This is a genomic window from Burkholderia sp. LAS2 (assembly GCF_018417615.1).
GTDB classification, from domain to species: domain Bacteria; phylum Pseudomonadota; class Gammaproteobacteria; order Burkholderiales; family Burkholderiaceae; genus Burkholderia; species Burkholderia sola.
Genome location: NZ_CP071053.1, coordinates 1023860 through 1044034 on the forward strand (window position 1 = coordinate 1023860; position 20175 = coordinate 1044034).

Sequence of the window (20175 nt, forward strand, 5' to 3'; positions counted from 1 at the left end):
GATTTGCATGACCGACAGGACTTACAGGATTGCCGTGATCCCCGGCGACGGCATCGGCCGCGAAGTGATGCCCGAGGGCCTGCGCGCGCTCGCCGCCGTGACCGCGCGCTTCGGCATCCGCTTCGACTTCGTCGAGATCGACTGGGCGAGCTGCGACTACTACGCGCAGCACGGCACGATGATGCCGGACGACTGGAAAGCGCAGCTGTCGGACATGGACGCGATCCTGTTCGGCGCGGTCGGCTGGCCGGCGACGGTGCCCGATCACATTTCGCTGTGGGGCTCGCTGCTGAAATTCCGCCGCGAATTCGACCAGTACATCAACCTGCGGCCCGCGCGCCTGTTCGACGGCGTGCCGTCGCCGCTCGCCGGCCGCCGCCCGGGCGACATCGATTTCATGATCGTGCGCGAGAACACCGAGGGTGAATATTCGTCGGTCGGCGGCACGATGTTCGAAGGCACCGAGCGCGAAGTCGTGATGCAGCAGTCGATCTTCACGCGGCACGGCACCGAGCGCGTGCTGAAATTCGCGTTCGAGCTCGCGCAGCGGCGCGCGAAGCGCGTCACCGTCGCGACCAAAAGCAACGGCATCGCGATCAGCATGCCGTGGTGGGATGCGCGCGCGGCCGAGATGGCCGAACGCTATCCGGAAATCGCGGTCGACAAGCAGCACATCGACATCCTGTGCGCGCGCTTCGTGCTGCAGCCGGACCGCTTCGACGTCGTCGTCGCGTCGAACCTGTTCGGCGACATCCTGTCGGATCTCGGGCCGGCCTGTACGGGCACGATCGGCATCGCGCCGTCGGCGAACCTGAACCCCGATCGCACGTTCCCGTCGCTGTTCGAACCGGTGCACGGTTCGGCGCCCGACATCGCGGGGCAATACATCGCGAATCCGGTCGCGATGATCTGGTCGGCGGCGATGATGCTCGATTTCCTCGGCAACGGCACGGGCCGCGAACGCGACGCGCACGATGCGATCGTCGCCGCGATCGAGGACGTGCTGCGCACGGGGCCGCGTACGCGCGATCTCGGCGGCAACGCGGGCACGCAGGAAGTGGGCGAGGCGATCGCCGCGCGGATCGCGGGCTGAGGGTCGAGGGTCGTGCCCGGCGCGCGCGCCGGGCGGCGCTTCGTGAATCGGTCTGCGGCGAGCGACGCACGATGCGGTCGCGCACGTGTGCGGACTCCGCCGATGCGTCGGCGTGAAGTCGAGCGGTGAGCAACAACGCATCGCAACGCGCACTGCTTGCGCGGTTTTTCATCGCAAGCCGAAAGATGATCCGATCGGTGAGTTGCACGTGTCGCTCGCGCACACCGATCGTCAATGCACGATCGCTTCGACACGATCGGTGAAATGCATCGCACGGTGACGCACACCGCTGCACGTCGACGTATGCACCGCTTTACCCGTGCGATGTCGCGTCGACCTGTTCAACGCACACAGTTCGACGCGACATTTCACCTCGTCCCGAAAAATCTCACCTTCAGCGGAAGGCTCCCGAATTTCCTCACCATTGAACCTCCGCTGATGCGTTCGCCGCTCCTTCGAACGGGCGCGAGCATCACAGCCCGAGGTCGGACAGCCCCGGATGATCGTCCGGACGACGGCCGAGCGGCCAGTGATAAAGACGGTCCGCCTCGCGAATCGGCAGATCGTTGATGCTCGCGTGACGATGCGCCATCAGGCCGTTTTCGTCGAACTCCCAGTTCTCGTTACCGTACGAACGGAACCAGTTGCCGGCATCGTCATGCCACTCGTACGCAAAGCGCACCGCAATGCGATTGCCGTCGAACGCCCACAGCTCCTTGATCAGCCGGTAGTCGAGTTCGCGCGCCCACTTCCGCTGCAGCAGCGCGACGATCTCGTCGCGGCCCGTCACGAATTCCGCGCGGTTGCGCCAGCGGCTTTGCGGCGTATAGGCGAGCGACACGCGTTGCGGATCGCGCGTGTTCCACCCGTCCTCGGCGGCGCGCACTTTCTGGCGCGCCGTTTCAAGCGTGAAGGGCGGAACGGGCGGACGAACTTCGGGGGAAGCGGACATGGATTGCTCCTGTTCAGGGTTCTGGCTGCGAACGCACGCAGCCGGTTCGGATTCGCTGCGTCGGCTACCGCGATACGGTATCGAGCACCAGTTCAGCCGTCGCGCGCGCATCGCGCGCGGCGTTTGCATCGCCACTGACGAGCGCCACGCCGATCGCGCCGTCGATCAGCACGAGCCACTGACGTGCGAGGCGTGCGAGCCCGCGGCGCGCGACGCCGGTTTCGTCGGCGTAGGCGTCGAAGCGCTCGCGCACGAATGCCAGCAGGCGTGCCTTGTGCATGCGGGCGACGACGCGCACCGGATCGTCGGCGTCGGATATCTCGCCCGACGCATTCAGGAACGCGCAGCCGTGAAAGTCGGGCTGCCCGAACCAGTCGCGCAGCACGTCGAACATGCCGAGCAGTTGCGCGCGCGGCGCGTGGCCGCGCGCCAGCGTGGCGTCGACGAACCAGCGCATCCAGCGCGCGTCGCGACGTTCGAGCGCGGCGACGACCAGTGCCTCTTTCGATTCGAAATGCGAATAAAAGCTCTTTCGCGCCGCGCCGGATCGCTTGACGATCGCATCGACGCCGGTCGCATGGATGCCGCCCGAATAGATCAGCGCTTCGGCCGCGTCGAGCAGCCGGTCGCGAACGCCCGGTTCGCCGGAGGAGTCGAGAGGTGTGTTCATCGGTTTACGGTAGAACGATCGTTCTCCGTCGTCAATACCCGGATGAAAAAAGCCCTGCCGGTGGGAGGGCTGAATCTCGCGCGAAGCGCCGGCTCGTCGCGCTGAGCCTTCAGCGCGATCCGCGCGGATTCGAGGGTGAACGGATCAAGTGGGGGTCGCACGCCGGTCGAGGCCGATCGCGCTTCGTCTCAGTGAGTCGCAGCGCTGCATGCGGCTCACGGTTGATGTTCCGGGTCGGTACGATGCCGCCTAAGGTTGCGGGCGAACGCTCGCGCGCCAAACGAAGCGGGGAAGTGCATGGAAGAGGAAAAACGAGCACCGAATAGCGTGACGGCGAGAAGCGAAGCGGCTGCCGATAGGTGAAGCGAATCTGGCATTGCACGTCACCTATGCGGGATCGTGCGACGATTCGGCGCGCGAACACCGCTCCCGAATAACCTCACCTCAAGCGTTGAATCACGCGTTTCGATGCACGACGGTGCGTGCGTGTGCAAACGAAAACGGGGCAGCCGGCCAACGTGCCGCGCCGCCCCGGCTCTGTCGCCCCCCGACTCAGACGGTCCAGTCGAGAATCACCTTGCCGCTTTCGCCGGACAGCATCGCGGCGAAGCCTTGCTCGTAATCGTCGGCCGCAAAGCGATGCGTGATGATCGGCGACAGGTCGAGGCCGCTCTGCAGCATCGCGACCATCTTGTACCAGGTCTCGAACATCTCGCGGCCGTAGATGCCCTTGATCTCGAGCCCCTTGAAGATCACCTGGTTCCAGTCGATCGCCGTCTGCGCGGGCGGGATGCCGAGCAGCGCAACCTTGCCGCCGTGGTTCATCGCCTCGAGCAGGCTCGTGAACGCGCTCGGCACGCCGGACATCTCGAGACCGACGTCGAAGCCTTCGGTCATGTGCAGGTCGGCCATCACGTCGCGCAGCGACTCGCGTGCGACGTTGACCGCGCGCGTCGCACCCATCTTGCGCGCGAGCTCCAGCCGATAGTCGTTGATGTCGGTAATGACGACGTTGCGCGCGCCGACGTGCTTCGCGATCGCGACGGCCATGATGCCGATCGGGCCCGCGCCGGTGATCAGCACGTCTTCGCCGACGAGGTTGAACGACAGCGCCGTATGCGTCGCGTTGCCGAAAGGATCGAAGATCGACGCGAGATCGTCGGAGATCTCCGGCGGAATCTTGAACGCGTTGAACGCCGGAATCGCCAGGTATTCGGCGAACGCGCCTTCGCGGTTCACGCCGACGCCCACCGTGTTGCGGCACAGATGCCGGCGCCCGGCGCGACAGTTGCGGCAGAAACCGCAGGTGATGTGCCCTTCGCCGGACACGCGATCGCCGATCGCGAAGCCGCGCACTTCCTGCCCCATCTCGACGATCTCGCCGACATATTCGTGGCCGACGTGCATCGGCACCGGAATCGTCTTCTGCGCCCAGTCGTCCCACTTCCAGATATGGATGTCGGTGCCGCAGATCGCCGTGCGGCGGATCTTGATCAGCACGTCGTTGTGGCCGACTTCGGGGCGCTTCACGCGCGTGAGCGTGAGGCCGGGGCCGCGTTCGAGCTTTGCCAGTGCTTTCATGGTCGCGCCTCCGTCAGATGATGCCAAGCGACTTGCCGACACGCACGAACGCGGCGACCGTCTGGTCGATCTGTTCGGGCGTATGCGCGGCGCTCATCTGCGTGCGGATGCGCGCCCGGCCGCGCGGCACCACGGGGAACGAGAAGCCGATCACGTAGACGCCTTCGCCGAGCAGCTTGTCGGCCATGTTCGTCGCGAGCTGCGCGTCGCCGAGCATCACCGGAATGATCGGATGCGCGCCGGGCACGAGCGTGAAGCCGGCTTCGGTCATCTGCTTGCGGAACTGCGCGCCGTTCTCGCGCACACGCTCGCGCAGCTTCGCGCCTTCGTCGCTGCCGAGCAGTTCGAGCACCTTCAGCGATGCCGCGGCGATGCTCGGCGTGAGCGTGTTCGAGAACAGATACGGACGCGAGCGCTGGCGCAGCAGCTCGATCACCTCGCGCCGCGCGGCGACATAGCCGCCCGACGCGCCGCCGAGCGCCTTGCCGAGCGTGCCGGTGATGATGTCCACGCGGCCTTCGACACCGCAGTGCTCGGGCGTGCCGCGACCGTGCGTGCCGATGAAGCCGACCGCATGCGAATCGTCGACCATCACGAGCGCGCCGTAGCGATCGGCGAGATCGCAGATGCCTTTCAGATCGGCGATGATGCCGTCCATCGAGAACACGCCGTCGGTCGCGATCAGCTTGTGGCGCGCACCCGCGGCATCGGCTTCCTTGAGCTTCGCCTCGAGGTCGGACAGATCGTTGTTCTTGTAGCGAAAGCGCTTCGCCTTGCACAGGCGAATGCCGTCGATGATGCTCGCGTGATTCAGCTCGTCGCTGATCACCGCGTCGTTCTCGTCGAGCAGCGTCTCGAACAGCCCGCCGTTCGCGTCGAAGCAGCTCGAATAGAGGATGCTGTCCTCGGTGCCGAGAAACGCGGCCAGCGCGCTTTCCAGTTGCTTGTGGACAGTTTGCGTGCCGCAGATGAAGCGCACCGACGCCATGCCGAAGCCGTCCTGGTCGAGGCCGGCCTTGGCCGCGTCGATCAGCCGCGGATCGTTCGCCAGACCCAGATAGTTGTTCGCGCAGAAATTGAGCACGCCGGCGCCGCCGGCGAGCCGCACGGCTGCCGCCTGGGGACTCGCGATCTCGCGCTCGGTCTTGTAAAAACCGTCCGCGCGGATCTGGTCGAGCGTCCCGCGCACCTGGGCGAGAAAGGCATCACGCATCGCAAAGCTCCTGACAGGGTTTCGCATTCCGCGGCGCACGGCTCGTGGCGGCGCAACGGCTTGCTACTGTTATAGTCGGTCGTTCGGTTGACCGCATTTATCCTATATTCCGAACTAGAATTCGAAATATCGAACAACTCTAAGCGAACGGAATCCAAATGGCAAGTTCCTCCGGATCGCGGCGCACGCCCGCCGACGCCCCCCCGCAACCACCGGCCGCGACTCCGCCGCGCGTCGGCGAGCAGATCCAGCGGCTGCGCAACGAGCGCAAGCTGACGCTCGACGACCTGTCGCGCGCAGCCGGCGTATCGAAATCGATGCTCTCCGAGATCGAACGCGACAAGGCCAATCCGACAATCGCCGTCGCATGGCGGCTGACGAACGCGCTCGGCATCACGCTCGACGAACTGTTCTCACAGCCGAAGGCGCCCGAGACGATCCGCGTGGACGGCCCGCACGACATTCCGACGCTCGCCGGCCACGACGGCCGGTACCAGTTGCGCGTATGGGGCCCGATCGACCTCGCCGGCAAGTTCGAGTGGTACGAGCTGACGCTGCCGGGCGGCGGCGCACTGGTATCGAACGCGCACGAACCCGGCACGCGCGAGCACCTCACCGTGCTGCAGGGCGCGATGGAAATCGAGGCCGCCGCGGCCAGCCGCCGGCTGAAGACGGGCGACACCGCGCGCTACCCGGCCGACGAGCCGCATGCGATCCGCAATCCCGGCAAGGCCGAAGCGCGGGCATTGCTGATCGTGATCCATCGCTGACGGCGCGGATAGCCAGGGCCTGTTCACGCTAAAAGGTCAGTCGCAGGCCAGTTGCGGAAAATACTGTATGTTTGTACAGTATACGGACATTCCGCCATGCATGGGCCGGAGCCGGCGCACCGAGGCGCCCGTCCCGGTCGACAGGAGCCTGCAATGACAGAAGAACAAGATTTGGCCGCGCTCAGCTTCAAGGCTGCCGCGCATGACCTCGAATTGATCGTTCGCCATATCGCGGCGCGCTACATCCGTCAGCGCGTGCCGCTGACGTGGCGCCTGCTGCATGCGATCGAAGCCGAAGCGCTCGCCGATCTCGGCTTTGCCAGCCGACACGACGCGGGCATGCGTCAACTGTTCGAACGGCCGTCGGACATGACGTTTCCCGAAACGGACGATCCGATCGACTTCGGGCGCTCGAATGCGCTGCCGGCGGTCTTTTCGTTTGCCGTGCTCGCGTACGAAGCCGCGGCAAACGCGCACGACACCGCGCGTCCCGCGCGCCCGCACCGCCAGTCCAAGGCGTGGGGCGACTGACGGCCCGGCCCCGGCCGTCGCGCATGGCGGCCGGTTCACCCGCTTGCTGCCCGATACGTTGCGGAAAAGGGCTACTATGTACGCAACTAACGGAATTAATGCCATGTCCCTTCCCGCCTCTCCCGACACCGCCGCCTCGCCGGAAGAAAAGGATCTGTTCGACCGCGATGCGTCCGACTGGGTCGCCTCGCCCGAAGCCGCGTTCGACGCGTGGCTGGCGATGCAGGACTATCGCCGCTCGTCGGCCGACGTCTATCGCGCGCAATGGGGTGCGTTTCTCACGTGGATGCGCACCCATCAAAAGAACCTGGCGACGGTCGATACGCCGACCATTGCGAATTTCGTCGGCGAACTGCCGATCAAGAAAACCCAGCGAATGCGCTATCTCCGGCTGATCGAGCGGGTGCTCGATCATGTCCGCCGCACCGAGTACGCATCGACCAATCCGGCCCGCTTCATTGCTCAGGATGGCGAAGCGAACTGGCGCAAGGCACGCGACAACGAACCGACCGGTTTCCTCACGCCGGCGGAACGGGCGACGTTGCTCGCGTATCTGTTTTCGCCGATCGGCGTCTCGGGTTCCGCGTACTGGAAGGAACGCCGCGACCGTGCGCTCGTCGCCGCGTTTCTTGGCGCCGGCATCAAAACCGGCGAAGCGCGCGCACTTACGATTAGTTGCATCAATACGAGCGGCACGTCGCTGCGGATCGAGTCGACGCATCCGGATTACTCGCGCGACACCCATCTGGCCTCGTTTGCGATCGCGTTGCTCGAAGCGTGGCTCACCGAACGCAAACGCCAGGAGATTCCAGGAGAACTCGTCTTCCCCGCATCGCATGCCGGGCGGCCGATGCACAAGGCGACGATGCTGCGCGCGATCGACGCGATCGTCGAATCGGCCGGGCTCACATCGTCACGCACGGCGCGCGCCAGCCCGCAAACCCTGCGCAATAGCTACGCGGCCGAACTGTTCGAGCACGACGTGCCGCCGGAGCGCGTCGGCAAATGGCTGGGCTTCATGCGGCCGATCTCGTCGAATCGCCTGCATCGCGCCTGGAAAAACTGGCGTGACGGGCTGGCCGACAGCAACGGTGACGCGTCCGACCGCGACGAAACTCACTGATCGGGAAACGGCTGCTCACGGAAACGATCCGTGAGCAGCCTTGTGTGGCGCAGCCTCACCGTTTCACAGCTCCCGAAAAACCTCACCTCAAGCTTCCCGGATCTTCTCACCTGTGAGGCGCTGCCGGCTTCCACGTCAGGTCTGCGCAAAACGCGCGACGGCTTCGAAGCGGGACGGCCATGCGCCGGACGCGTGCTCGCACTCGGGGCACGCGACTTCAAACCCTTCGTTGCCATGTGACAGTTCCGGTTCGCCGTCGCAATGCGGGCACCGGCTCGGCGCCGGAATCTCGTGATCCAGCGAGGTGCCGATCGCGGCATACGCGTTGGCATCGAGTCGTCCCGCCTCGGCCAGGCGCCGGATCAGCGCGGCGATTTCCGGATTCATTCCGCGGTTCGCGCGCAACGAATTCACGTCGCGCGTGGCGCGCTCCAGTTCGTCGCTCTGGGTACGCAACTGTTCTTCGAGCCGGTCGGCGCGCGCCTTGGCCGAGCTCAACTGCTGCAGGAAATCGAATTCCTTGCGCTGGACGTCGCGCAACCCGCTCTGGTACGTCGACGCCATGCTGCGCAACGAATCCAGTTCGACCAGCATCGGCTTGACGCGGCGTTCGGCTTCGGCCACCGCATCCTTGATTTGCTGCGCGTAATGCTCGGTGCGCTGCTGCAATTCGGCCTGCAGCGCATCGATGCGGTCGCGTAGCGCGGCGTTCTGCGCTTGCTCGGCATCGATCCGGCCGGCAGCCGCGGCCAATTCCTTTTCCAGTCGAGCGACTGTGGTGAGCAACGTGGCTTCGCTTGCCGAACCGTGGGTGGTCTGGGACGCGAGCTGCACCTCGAGTTCGGTCACCCGCGCCTGTAATTGCTCGTTTCTCGCTTCCCCGCGCGCGAGCGCGCCTTCGAGCGTCTCCTGACGGATAGTTGCGTCGCGCAACCGCTGTTCCGCGTCGGCCATGTCGGCGCGGACCTGCTCGCGGTCTCCATCGAGGCTGTCGCGTGCGGCTTTCAATGCCTCTTCATAGAGTGCGCCGAGCAACGCGCCGGCTTTTTCCTCGACAGCTTTCGGGATCGCCGCGCCGTCGAGCCGGATCTTGGAAGCGGCACGGATGCGCTCCCAGAAATGATCGATGTCTTTCGGGATGTCGCTGGCGCTGCCGGTCTGGGTGAGATCGCGGACGTTGGCGGCCGACGGCCGGATGCCGAGATCGAAGAACAAGCGCTTGCATGCATGGAGCGACAATTCCTGACGCCGTGCACCGCTTGCGCGCAGCGATTCCAGTTCTTCCCGAATGACTTGACGCATTTCGTCCAGGGTCATGGCCATGCTCACAGACAATGAAATGTGTCAATCATAACGAAATACGTATTCATCGATACTTATTTCGAGGGTCCGTTGTGAATTTACGTCGTTTTGCACAGAAATCGGCTCGGCGAGTCCATCCTGCTGACGGTGACCTGGAATTCCGTGAAACAAAGCGAAGAAAGTCAGCCAAGTCCTTGTACTGCAAGCGATTTCCCGTGAACCCCGAATTTGGGCATTTGTTTCACATGACGATGGATCGGGTGGCCTGTGGGTGTTCAGGGGTTGGGGTGTCTGTGGAAAACTCCCCAGCGGATGGTTTGAGAGTATTAGAAGTAAACACCCTTGAACCCTTAGTTAAAAACGTTAACGCCACGGCACAGCCTTATGGCGCAAGGCTTTCCGGCCGACAAGGTGAAGTTTTACGGGAGCCAAGGTGATCTTCTGCGGGAGCTGACGTGATGGGGTTCAGGGAGCTGCGTGAGCCGTTGCAGGAAGGGTCGTGAGCGGATTCGGGATCACAGTAAAACACGCGTTTTCTCACAGGTGAGGGTTTTCGGGGCCGCACAGCCACAGAACCCGCGCCATGCCTGGCTGCACAGTTTTCTGCCTGTGCAGACATAGGTGAGAACTTGCAGGACGTGCTTCGCGCCCTGATTCTGCCCATCTTTTGGGCAGATTTGGCGAAAGGTGAGGTTTCACGGGACTCCACGGGAATTTGCTGTGAGGATTTCCGGGAAGCAAATGCCATTTTGCACAGCAAAAGTGCTTTTCGGCGCCTGTGATGCCCCAAAGGTGAGGCTTTTCGGGAGCGAAATCCGGGTTTTCCTGCTCCGATCCCCTAAAGGTGAGCTTTTTCGGGGCATCGATCACAGGCTGCGATCTCGCTCACAGGTGAGGCTTTCCGGGAGCAGTATTTGCTGAAAAAATGGTCAAAGGTGAGGCTTTTCGGGACTCGTGACCGGCCTAATTCGCCGAAAAGCCCGTCAGGACTGGCTGAAATCTCGTTTTTGCTGTGCCACTTTTTGGCACAGGTGAGACTTTTCAGGGGCCGAGATTCGGTTGTCGTATGAAGGATTCCCGTCGAAAGGTGAGGCTTTTCGGGGGATCCCGGCGATGCACAGCCAAATGCCTTCTGTGCATAAGTATCGGAAGGGATTGAGATTTTTGATACCGCGCCGGTTACGGTGAGATTTTTCGGGAGTCATTTCCGGACCCGCTGCGATGCCGCATTTCTTCTGTAAGGTGAGCGTTTGCGGGAGTCATTGGTAGCGAGTCCCGCGTGTGTCGGACCTTCGTCGGCATCCGGACGAATCCACATGCTGTGCCACAGGTGAGTATTTTCGGGACTGGACACGACTCGCGCACTGTACAATGCGCGCCCGGGCTGGCGAAGCAGCCGCCGATCGGGCTGCGCGTACCGGTTTCGATGGCGGTTTTCCACGCGTCGAAGCCGAACCGATGTTCCGGCGGACCACGCCTGTACATGCATACAGGCCGATGGGCGGCGGTCCGGGACGAACGGTGAGGTGCAATCGCGACCCTGTGTCGAACTCACGGTTGCGCAGTCGCAAAATTACGACAAATCGAAAGGTGAGCCGATACGGGAGCCAATTTCGCACGTGTCCTGCACAGGTGAAATTCTGTGAATCGGCGCATGCCGCGGCACGTCTGGACGAGTCCGGAACGCCGTCCGGGCGGACCGGTGAGCGTTTTCGGGAGCGGTACGGGTGAGTGCCGTTTTGCCGGCGTGCTTCACCGGCTATGGTGAGCATGTCGTTCTGGACGCACATCACCGCAGGCGCTATCCTTCCGGGAAACTTCTCCTCCGACCCGACGTATGGCCACGACGAAGCGCGCCAAGAAAACCGATGTGGATGTGGTGAGTGCCAGTTCAGCCGAATTGCGAAAGGCCGTCGAGGCGATCGCCATTCAGCCGAAGAGCGGCAAGATCACGCTCCTCACTCGCAAGCTGTTCAATGTCCTGCTGGCCGTCGCGCAGCAGGCCGACGACTCGGGCGACACGTATCGTGCGCTGCTGTCGGACATCGTCGCCAACTCCGCTTTCGATTCGAACGACACCGCGTTGGTGAAGGAACACCTGCGCCGCATGGTGTCGGTACAGGTCGAATGGAGCACGGGCACATCAAGCCAGAAGCCCGGCCGCAAGTGGGGGATCTCCACGCTGATCGCCGATGCGGAAATTCTCGAGGATCCGACTACCCGTCGCGTGTGGGTCGAATTCTCGTTCGCGCCGAAGATCAAGAAGAAGCTGCTCGACCCGGTCCAGTACGCGCGCCTCAGCCTGCAGTTCCAGAGCCAGCTGCGCAGCAGCGCCGGTCTCGCGCTGTACGAGATCTGCGTGCGCTACCTGACGAACCCGAGCCATCTGACGATGCGCGAGCCGTGGGAATGGTGGCGGCCGATCCTGTCGGGCACGCCCGACACGGAAGCCGGCGACGAAGCGAAGCGCGAGTACAAGTACTTCAAGCGCGATTACCTGCGCCCCGCGATCGCGGAAGTCAACGCGGTCACCAACATCTTCGTCGAGCTGATCGAGCACCGCGAAGGGCGTCGGGTGGCCGAGATCCAGTTCCGCGTGACCGAGCGCAAGCAGCCGATGCTCGCGCTCGACGAACACCCGAACGTGTTCGACAGCACGCTGGTCGACCGGATGGTGAAGCTCGGGATCCCGCTGAAGGAAGCGCAGACGCTCTATGCGGACAGCGAGGAAAACCGGATTCGCGCCGCGCTGCAGATGACCGAGCAGCGGATGCGCAGTACGACGCTGCCGCCGGTGCGCAGCGCGCCGGCGCTGTTCAAGGATGCGCTGAAGAAGGGGTATGCGCCGCCGGTCGAGTCGGTCGACGCACTGCCGGCCGGCACGCCGTCCGCGAAGGTCGCGGTTGCGCAGCCGGACGATCTGAAGGCGCGCTTGCTGAGCGAGTTCGCGGCGTTCCGCCGCAAGGAAGCGAAGGTGCTGTACGAAGAGCAGGGCGACGCGGAGCGCGAAGTCGCGCGCGAGTCATTCGAGTCGGAGGCATTGCCGACGATGGGCTCGCATCTGCGCGACGACTGGCGCAAGCGCGGCCTCGATTCCAAACTGGCCGAGACGGCCTTTTTCGACTGGCTGGCCCAGAAGACCTGGGGCGAGCCGACGGACGGCGACCTGCTGTCGTTCACGCTGAACCAGTCGCGGGCCGCTTGACGTCCGCTCAGGCCCGCTGACGGGCCGCCGCCGGTCCCCAGCCCCAGTCGGGCGGGGCCGGCGTCCTCACCAGGCCCTGCCGGCCGCTTCCCTCACTCCGACAACAGCATCCGCTCGAGCTGCTCGAGGATCGCGTCGCGCTTGTCCTTCGGGAGGCCGCGCAGGCGCAGCTCGATGCGGTCTTCGCCATACGACTTCAGGTCGCCGACTGACTTGCCGCCGAGCTTGATCTCGAGACGCTGCGCATAGCGTTGACGGCCGGCCGTCTTTGGCGTCTCCTGCGCCGCGACGCGGCCCTTGACGATATCCGACACCTGACGCGTGCTGAGATCGTCCGACACGATCTTGTTGATCAGCCGCAGCGTTGCCTCGGTGCCGCGCGCATTGTGATAGCGGCCGACCTGATACGCCATGTTCGATCCGAAGCGATCGGGGCGCGCGACCATTTCCTGCATGATCGCTTCCGGCAACTTGCCGATCGACAACGCGACGGCCACCGTCGACTCGTCGAGGCCGAGGTGCTCGGAGAGTTCTTTCTGGCTCTGGAAATGCTTGTCGTCGAGGAAACGGCGCCACACGACGGCGTTGTCGAACACCGTCTGCGAATCGCGCTGAACGTTGAGGTCGTAGCCGAGCTTGTAGCTCTGGATGCCGATCGGCACGTCGATCACGATCGCCTTGACCGACTCCTTGTTCGCTTCCTTCAGCGCCCGCACGCGGCGGCCGCCATCACTGACGAAATACGTGCCCGGATTGTCGTAATCCGGAATCACGTGGATGGCCTGCTGCTGACCCTGCTTCGCGAGGTTGACCGCAAGTTCGGCAATCGACGATTTCAGATAGAAGTGCCGCGGGTTGAACGGGCTATGCTTGATCGCCTTCAGCGGCAACTCGATCACTTGCCCCGGCGCATAGCGATTCTCGAGGCGCCACGCGCGATATTGCTGCGATTCGTCGATCGACGGATCGATCGTGAATTCCGGAGCAGGCGGAGGGGCGATGTCCTTTTTCGCGGATTTGGTCGATGCCGGGGTCGGCGTGTCGGACTTGACGATGCCGTCGATCGCATTGAGCCGATCAAGCGCCGTGCGCTTCTCGCTCGTCGTGATATCCGGGCGCGCTTGGAATCCTTTGGCAAATTGGGAAGGTTTCATGTGACTCCTTTATGCGCATAATGTCAGGGCAGCATGGCGACGATTTCGTCGGCGCATGCGCGAATTTCGGCGGCGGCCAGCTTGCCGCCGCGATCGTTCATCTGCAGCACGGTCTGACCGAGCGCCATTGCCTGCTTGTACGCTTCCCGGGTCGGAATCTGCGTCTTCAGCAGCGGGAAGCCGAGTTCCTCGAGCGCACGCTTGAGCTCGCGGGTCAGCATGCGCTTCTCTTCGGTCTTGTTCAGCAGGAACACCGCGCGGAGGTCTTCGTTCATCACCTGCGCCTGCTGAATCAGTTTGACCAGCCCGACGCTCGACCAGTAATCGGCCGGCGACGACGATGTCGGGATCACGGCAATCGATGCGGCCAGCAGGACGACGCCGGAGACTTTCTCGGTGATCGACGGCGGGCAGTCCACGACGATGATGTCGTAGTCGTTGATGAACTTCTTGATCTCGCGATGGATCTGGCCGTCGGCTTCGGCCAGGTTGACGACCGGAAACGGGATGCCGTTGTCGCTGTCGCCGGATGCGCTCGACCAGTGAACCAGCGTGTTTTGACGGTCTGCGTCGATGACGAGGACGCGCTTCCCTTTTTCATGGAACGCGGCGCCGAGATGCATGGCAATCGTGCTTTTGCCGACGCCACCTTTTTGTTGAGTGACTGCAATGATTTCCGCGGCCAATTTTCACTCCTGTTTTGGTCGTTGGAATTCTACAGGACGATATTTGAATTTCAATGAAATTGTCGTTCGACAACTACGCGTTGGCCATTCGGACTATCGGTTTATGCGCATAAACGAGATGGCGGAGATGGACGGCGGGTGTTGGTGGTGTCGTGGAGATGGCGAGGCCGATGCGGTGCTCGATGGCTGCGTCTTCACGGGCTACGTCGCCGGGAGCTGCTCGTCGTAGAGATATGTCTCGGTACGCTCCCCTTTCGCTAGATGGGCCGCGTTGCCTGCGAGCCGCCGAGTTTGTGCGCATAAACTCGGCAGAGGTCGCGGCGATCAACTTCGTTGGGAGCCCGCCGCGCATTCGCGAGCAGGATGAGTGGGTCTGTGAGGCTGGACGTGCGTCTTCGATATCCATCGCAGAACCGATGTGCATCGAGACAACGCCGTCTCGGCCCGCGGCGTTTATGCGCATAAACCAGACGCAAGGATGGCCCGCGGAGAAGGGCCGAAGGCAGGCGCCTCGCCCGCGTCAGGAGCGCAATGATGTCGTGCCGGGGCGATGGATTATCGATATAGCCATTGTCTGGTGCCGTCTCGTCTGGGCATAGACCTACGTCAGAGTGGCCTCGCACCTCGCCCGACAATCGCAGGCTTTATGCGCATAAACGCAGCCGAAGTGTCCCGCAATCACGCGCCCTTTCGCCACCCGGGACAGCCCTCGCTGGGCATTGGTCAGGCTGACCACAGTTGCCGGTCCCGCGAGGCCGTTGCCCGGCCTTTATGCGCATAAACGTAACCGCATCTTCGAAGCGTCTCCCAGACACCCGACGCACAGCACATCGCCAAACCGAACCACCGCAGCAACCTGTCGAGAGGAAAACTACCCCGATCTCGCTTGAACCACCCCACCGAGCCCGTCAATGCAGACTGGCTACAATACAGGGCTCCCCCATCCAGGCTTGAATGATGATCACGATCTACCACAACCCCCGATGCTCGAAGTCCCGCGAGACGCTCGCGTTGGTCGAGTCGCTGAATACCGCCGGCGCGCCGTTGAACGTCGTCGAGTACCTGAAGACGACGCCAACGGTCGAGGAAGTGGAAACGCTGCATCGGCAGCTCGGCCGCCCGGTTCGCGACATGCTGCGCGACGGCGAGGAGCCGTACAAGACATTGAATCTGGCTCGCGCGGATCTGAGCGACGCCGAAGCCTACGCGGCGATCGCCGCTCATCCGATCCTGCTGCAACGCCCTATCGTCGTATATCGCGGCAAGGCGGCGATCGGTCGCCCGCCCGAGTCGGTGAAGGCGCTGTTCGAATAATTCTTCCCCGGCGTATTTTTCTTATTGCATCAACGCGACCGAGTCCGGCCCGGCACACGCAACGGCAATCCAGGCCGACGCGACCGCCGGGCCGCACGCGCGAGCGGCCGGCGGAACGATACGTCGACACCCCGCGCCGCCTAGCCGCCACCGGACGATCCCTCATCATCGTCCGACTCCTGCCCCGCCGCCGCTTTCGCGGCCGTCCGCAACAGCGCGATCTGTCCGCGATAGGCGCGGCATCCGCTGCAGGTCGGCAGATGCACGCGTACCTGCAGACGCTCGTGCAGCGTCAGATGCCGATCGAGCGCATCCGACAGCAGTCGTGTCACGTCAGTACATTTCCCCGGCAGCATCTTCGGTCGTCAGTCCTTTTTCGCTCAGGCAGGTTCGCAGGCGCGTGCGCGCCCGGTACAGCAGCACGCTGCAATGATTCGTCGTCAGCGTCAATTCGCTACAGATATCCACAATCTCGACATCGAGGAATTCGCGCATCATGAACACGCGTCCGATCTGCTCCGGCAGATGGTCGAGGCAGACCTGGAACAGCGTCCAGAATTGCTGTTGTTGCAACAGCGTTTCGGGCTTCGGCCACGGTCGCGGTTTCGCATGCGCGGCCCAGTGCCCATTGTCCTTGAACAGTTCGCGATCGAGCACGGATTCGCCGTCGAGCTCCGCATCGAGCGCGGTCAGGCTCACCATTCGCTGGCGCGCGCGCAGCACGTCGATCAGCTTGTTGCGCAGGATCCCGAACACCCAGGTCTTGTGGGCCGACAGCCCCGCGAACTCGCCGGCATGCGACCACGCGGCGGCCAGCGCTTCCTGCACGGCGTCTTCGGCCGCGTCGGCATCGCGGAGCTGGAGTCGCGCGAAGCGCAGCAGGTCGCGCCGCAGTTGCGCGAGATAGGCGGGATCGTCGTGTGCGGACGGCATGTCTGGTTGCAGTGTCTCGAAGCAATGGCAATCGCGCGAGCGTCGTCACGGGAGCGGGCGCGTCGCGGTGCGAGCAGCTTACTGGGCGCGGTCCGCGCCTGCAACGCAATGTTCCGTCACGAATTCACGGAGCCCGCCGCCGCGCTGCGCTATGCTTGCCGAACCCCGTGTCGCGCGTCGACCACGCCGCGCGGCGGGCGATCTGTAACGTCGGAACATATCGGTCGAGTTATCCACAATTTCTGTGGAAAACCTTGTGGAAAGTCGGCCGGACGGCCCCGTGGGACGGCTCGCGGGCTGGCTTGCCTATAAACAGACCTTTGTCGCCCATTCGGAAGCAATCGATCCGATTCCTCACTCACCGGAAGGAGAATGCCATGTCCTATCGTATTGCGGTCGTCGTCGGCAGCCTGCGTCGCGCGTCGACGAATCGCGCGCTCGCGCACGCCGTGATCTCGCTCGCCCCCGCCGATTTTTCGTTCGAGTTCGTCGAGATCGGCGAGCTGCCGCTGTACAGCCAGGACTACGACGCGGATTTCCCGGAAGTCGCGAAGCGCTTCAAGCAGTCGATCGAAGCCGCGGACGCGCTGCTGTTCGTCACGCCCGAGTACAACCGGTCGATGCCGGGCGTGCTGAAGAATGCGCTCGACTGGGGCTCGCGCCCATGGGGTTCGAATTCGTGGTCGGGCAAGCCGGGCGCGGTGCTCGGCACGTCGCCGGGCGCGGTGGGCACCGCGCTCGCGCAGCAGCACCTGCGCAACGTGCTCGCTTACCTCGACGTGAAGACGCTCGGTCAGCCCGAGATGTTCATCAAGCACGACCCGGCGCGCATCGACGACCAGGGGCAGATCGTCAGCGAGGACACCCGCAAGTTCCTGCAGGGCTTCGTCGATCGTTACGCGGGCTGGGTGCGTCTGCTGAAATCGGCGTGACGTCGTCGGCGGCCTGATCGCCGCGTTCGTTCACGCCGTCGCGCCGGCGCCGCCCTGCGCACCGCGGGTCACGCGCCGGCGTGTCGTGCGTCGCGCGCTTCGCGGATGCCCAGCAGGATCTCGTCGAGCAGCGCGATATCGAACGGCTTCGACAGCACGCGGACGTTGACCGTGCGCGTGCGGTCGAGCTCCTCTGCATAACCGGTGACGAGAATCACGGGCAGCTTCCCCGGCCGCTTGTCGATCGCTTCGGCCAGGTCGATGCCGTTCAGGCGGCCCGGCATATGAATGTCCGAAATCACGAGGTCGAACGCGTCGTTCGCGGCGGCGCCTTCGATCAGGCGCAATGCGTCGTCGGCGGTGGGCGCGTAGGTCACGCGATGACCGAGCAGCGACAGCAGCGCTTCCGTGCCGGCCGCGACTTCGCCGTTGTCCTCGACGAGCAGCACGTGCAGGCCGGCGAGCTCGCCATTGGCCGCATCGTGCGCGGCGGCCGCCGGCCGCGCGACGACATCCTCGGCGCGCGCGCGCGGCAGGTACAGACGCACCGACGTCCCCGCACCGACCGCGCTGTCGATCGTCGCGAGGCCGCCCGAGCGTTCGCAGAACGCGAAGACCTGCGGCAGGCCGAGCCCGGTCCCCATCCCCTGCGCCTTCGTCGTGAACAGCGGTTCGAACGCGCGCGCGAGCACGTCGGGCGCCATGCCCGACCCCGTGTCGTCAAGCGAGATCTGCACGAAATCGCCGGTCAGCGGGAAGCCGTCCTCACGGCGCAGCGTGACGTTGCGCGCGCCGACCGTGAAGCGTCCGCCGGTCGCCATCGCGTCGCGCGCGTTGACCGCGAGGTTGATCACCGCGAGCTCGAGTTCCGCGACGTCGACGCGGATCGGCCAGACGCCCGGCTCGATCGCGACGACCAGCGACGACTTCGACCCGAGCGACGTCTTCAGCAGCTCGCGGCACGTGCCGACCCATTGCCCGATGTCGATCGTCTCGTTGTGCAGCGGCTGCTTGCGCGCGACGCCGAGCAGCTGGCGCGTGAGCGACTGCCCGTTCTTCAGCGCGCGTTCGATCGCGCCGAGCTCCTTGTCGAGATGCTGGACGCCGCGCCGCCGCGCGATCTGCACGTTGCTCGAGATGATCATCAGCAGGTTGTTGAAGTCGTGCGCGACGCTGCCGACGAGATTGCCGAGCGCCTGCATCTTGCGCGACTGCCGGTACGCCGATTCGATCGAGCGCCGCATCGACGCTTCGGCCTGCCAGCGGTCCCATGCCTCCTCTTCCGCCTTCAGCCGCTTGAGCGACAGCCAGATCACGGACCACAGCGCGACCGACGGCGCGAACATCGAGATGAACAGCACGCTCAGGTGTTCGTACCATTCATGCCAGATTGCCGACGTGCGGTACGCGCAGCTCACGTAGACGGGATAGCTGCCGACCTGGCGATACGCGACGATCTCGCTGCTCGCGTCGTCGTGACGCACGCGCACGACGCCCGCGCGCGGCTCGTTGTGCGCGTTGCCGAACGTGACCGAGCGATCGGTGTGCGCCAGCGACGGCGGCGGCGGATACGACGCGATCACCGCGCCGTCCGAGCGCGCGAGCGCCATCGTCATCGGCGTGCTCGCACCGCCGAGCAGGTCGCGGTAGAACGCGTTGAAATACGACGATTTCAGCGCGATCGACACCATGCCGGCGAACGAACCGTCGCTATGGCGTCGCGCGACGCCGGTGTTGAATACGGGAATGTTCTCGAGCTTGAGCGGCCCCATCATCAGTTTCGAGATGTGTTCGATGACCTTGCCGTCTCGGATGCCGGCGAAGTCGTCGCGATTCGCGATCGACGCATACGGCGCCGGATAGTAGAGGCTGTTGGCGAGCAGCATCCCGCTCGCACCGAAGATCGACACGGCGGCCACTTGCGGATAGCCGCCGCCGATCGTGTTCAGCGCCTCGTGGATGTCGGATTCCCTGCCGCGCACGGTCGCGTCGTCCATGTCCTGCACGAGGTCGACGATGCGCGCATCGAGCGTTTCGCTCAGGTCGAACACCTTGAGCGCGTGCTCCTCGGCCACGCGCACCGTGCGCATCGTCACGTCGCTCGCGGCGGCCTCGCGCGCCTTCAGGTCGCTGTACGCCATCACCACCACGTAGATGCACGGCAGCACGATCGCCGCGACGAGCAGCACGATCAGCGTCACGCGGCGCACCGCGAAATCGTGCTCGGGTGCGCCGGCCGCGTAGCTGCCGTCGTCCTGCCAGTCGTCGGCGGGAGGAGGCGCGGGGGTGTGGGAGTCGGCAGGCCGTTCGGACGTCATCGAGGAAAGCGGGTGAGGCAGCGGTGTCTGTCATCATAAACGAGTTGCGACGGCCCGCCGCGCGGCGCCGTACGTGGCGATCCTGCCGTTCGTACAGGCGCGATCCTGCCGTATATGACAGCGGTAAACCGTCGGATTGAAAACGCGACGAATCCGGCAGCGCAAACGTACACAAGGAAAAATTTTGCGTACTTATCTCGAAAATGGTCGCGGCTATTTTCGGAATGATGCGAGATCGGACCAATTCTGTTCGAAATGGCGAAAATGGCGAGTTGCATCGCCTCCGGTTTACTCCGAGAATCGCGCCTTGCTTTCCCTATGACAGATACATGCGCCCGCCGGCGATTGCCGCGCGGTGCGTCGCGCGCACCTGCGTCGCGGCGCCCGTGCGCGGCCGC

At 64.1% G+C, this 20175-nt stretch carries 17 protein-coding genes; 7 read left to right on the forward strand and 10 right to left on the reverse strand.

Translation table 11 applies throughout. The features are described 5' to 3' along the window. Positions 1-7 precede the first annotated feature (7 nt). Entirely contained in the window at positions 8-1093 is a 1086-nt protein-coding gene (locus tag JYG37_RS24995) for a tartrate dehydrogenase (protein WP_050013485.1), read from the forward strand. 472 nt (positions 1094-1565) lie between these two features. On the opposite strand, the gene JYG37_RS25000 is transcribed toward JYG37_RS24995, so the two are convergent. The 4 genes from JYG37_RS25000 to JYG37_RS25015 all read right to left on the reverse strand — a co-directional run bounded on the left by JYG37_RS25000 (position 1566) and on the right by JYG37_RS25015 (position 5509). Continuing rightward, positions 1566-2045: a nuclear transport factor 2 family protein gene (locus tag JYG37_RS25000; RefSeq protein ID WP_050013484.1), complete on the reverse strand. Its 480-nt coding sequence runs from the start codon at positions 2043-2045 to the stop codon at positions 1566-1568. Between the two features lie 64 nt (positions 2046-2109). After that, positions 2110-2715, reverse strand: coding sequence for a TetR/AcrR family transcriptional regulator (locus JYG37_RS25005; RefSeq protein ID WP_124631985.1), 606 nt, complete (start codon positions 2713-2715; stop codon positions 2110-2112). Positions 2716-3267: 552 nt separating this feature from the next. Then, positions 3268-4296 carry an L-threonine 3-dehydrogenase gene (tdh, locus tag JYG37_RS25010; protein WP_006480187.1) on the reverse strand — a complete coding sequence of 343 codons (1029 nt, stop codon included), beginning with the start codon at positions 4294-4296 and terminating at the stop codon, positions 3268-3270. Between the two features lie 13 nt (positions 4297-4309). After that, positions 4310-5509: a glycine C-acetyltransferase gene (locus tag JYG37_RS25015; protein WP_050013482.1), complete on the reverse strand. Its 1200-nt coding sequence runs from the start codon at positions 5507-5509 to the stop codon at positions 4310-4312. Between the two features lie 158 nt (positions 5510-5667). Here JYG37_RS25015 and JYG37_RS25020 point away from each other — a divergent pair, with 158 nt between their 5' ends. The 3 genes from JYG37_RS25020 (at position 5668) to JYG37_RS25030 (ending at position 7933) form a co-directional block, all read left to right on the forward strand. Further along, on the forward strand, positions 5668-6279 hold the full coding sequence (locus JYG37_RS25020; protein WP_124631983.1) for a helix-turn-helix domain-containing protein: 612 nt from the start codon (positions 5668-5670) through the stop codon (positions 6277-6279). A 153-nt stretch (positions 6280-6432) separates the two neighbouring features. Next, positions 6433-6810, forward strand: coding sequence for a DUF2471 family protein (locus tag JYG37_RS25025; RefSeq protein WP_050013480.1), 378 nt, complete (start codon positions 6433-6435; stop codon positions 6808-6810). 103 nt (positions 6811-6913) lie between these two features. Continuing rightward, complete coding sequence (locus tag JYG37_RS25030) at positions 6914-7933, forward strand: tyrosine-type recombinase/integrase (RefSeq protein ID WP_124631987.1); 1020 nt, start codon at positions 6914-6916, stop codon at positions 7931-7933. A gap of 135 nt (positions 7934-8068) precedes the next feature. Here the strand turns inward: JYG37_RS25030 and JYG37_RS25035 are convergent, their stop codons facing one another. Next, entirely contained in the window at positions 8069-9250 is a 1182-nt protein-coding gene (locus JYG37_RS25035) for a DNA-binding protein (protein ID WP_213346135.1), read from the reverse strand. 1822 nt (positions 9251-11072) lie between these two features. On the opposite strand from JYG37_RS25035, the gene JYG37_RS25040 reads away from it, so the two are divergent. Next, positions 11073-12440 carry a replication initiation protein gene (locus JYG37_RS25040; protein WP_050013477.1) on the forward strand — a complete coding sequence of 456 codons (1368 nt, stop codon included), beginning with the start codon at positions 11073-11075 and terminating at the stop codon, positions 12438-12440. Between the two features lie 92 nt (positions 12441-12532). On the opposite strand, the gene JYG37_RS25045 is transcribed toward JYG37_RS25040, so the two are convergent. Both JYG37_RS25045 and parA read right to left on the reverse strand, forming a co-directional pair. Continuing rightward, the gene (locus tag JYG37_RS25045; protein WP_213346136.1) at positions 12533-13594 is read right to left on the reverse strand and encodes a ParB/RepB/Spo0J family partition protein; all 1062 of its coding nucleotides are present in this window, start codon (positions 13592-13594) and stop codon (positions 12533-12535) included. 23 nt (positions 13595-13617) lie between these two features. Beyond that, positions 13618-14280 (reverse strand): ParA family partition ATPase, encoded by a 663-nt coding sequence (gene parA / locus JYG37_RS25050; protein ID WP_006480195.1) that lies wholly within the window; start codon positions 14278-14280, stop codon positions 13618-13620. A 957-nt stretch (positions 14281-15237) separates the two neighbouring features. On the opposite strand from parA, the gene arsC reads away from it, so the two are divergent. After that, complete coding sequence (arsC, locus tag JYG37_RS25055; RefSeq protein WP_213346653.1) at positions 15238-15594, forward strand: arsenate reductase (glutaredoxin); 357 nt, start codon at positions 15238-15240, stop codon at positions 15592-15594. 140 nt (positions 15595-15734) lie between these two features. On the opposite strand, the gene JYG37_RS25060 is transcribed toward arsC, so the two are convergent. Both JYG37_RS25060 and JYG37_RS25065 read right to left on the reverse strand, forming a co-directional pair. After that, complete coding sequence (locus JYG37_RS25060; RefSeq protein WP_050013474.1) at positions 15735-15950, reverse strand: zf-HC2 domain-containing protein; 216 nt, start codon at positions 15948-15950, stop codon at positions 15735-15737. Then, entirely contained in the window at positions 15928-16527 is a 600-nt protein-coding gene (locus JYG37_RS25065) for an RNA polymerase factor sigma-70 (protein ID WP_050013473.1), read from the reverse strand. The genes JYG37_RS25060 and JYG37_RS25065 overlap by 23 nt, the downstream gene beginning before the upstream one ends. A 377-nt stretch (positions 16528-16904) precedes the next feature. Between JYG37_RS25065 and JYG37_RS25070 the strand changes: the two genes are divergently transcribed. Continuing rightward, entirely contained in the window at positions 16905-17459 is a 555-nt protein-coding gene (locus JYG37_RS25070) for an NADPH-dependent FMN reductase (RefSeq protein ID WP_050013472.1), read from the forward strand. 68 nt (positions 17460-17527) lie between these two features. On the opposite strand, the gene JYG37_RS25075 is transcribed toward JYG37_RS25070, so the two are convergent. Further along, the gene (locus JYG37_RS25075) at positions 17528-19777 is read right to left on the reverse strand and encodes a hybrid sensor histidine kinase/response regulator family protein (RefSeq protein WP_089489934.1); all 2250 of its coding nucleotides are present in this window, start codon (positions 19775-19777) and stop codon (positions 17528-17530) included. Positions 19778-20175 lie beyond the last annotated feature (398 nt).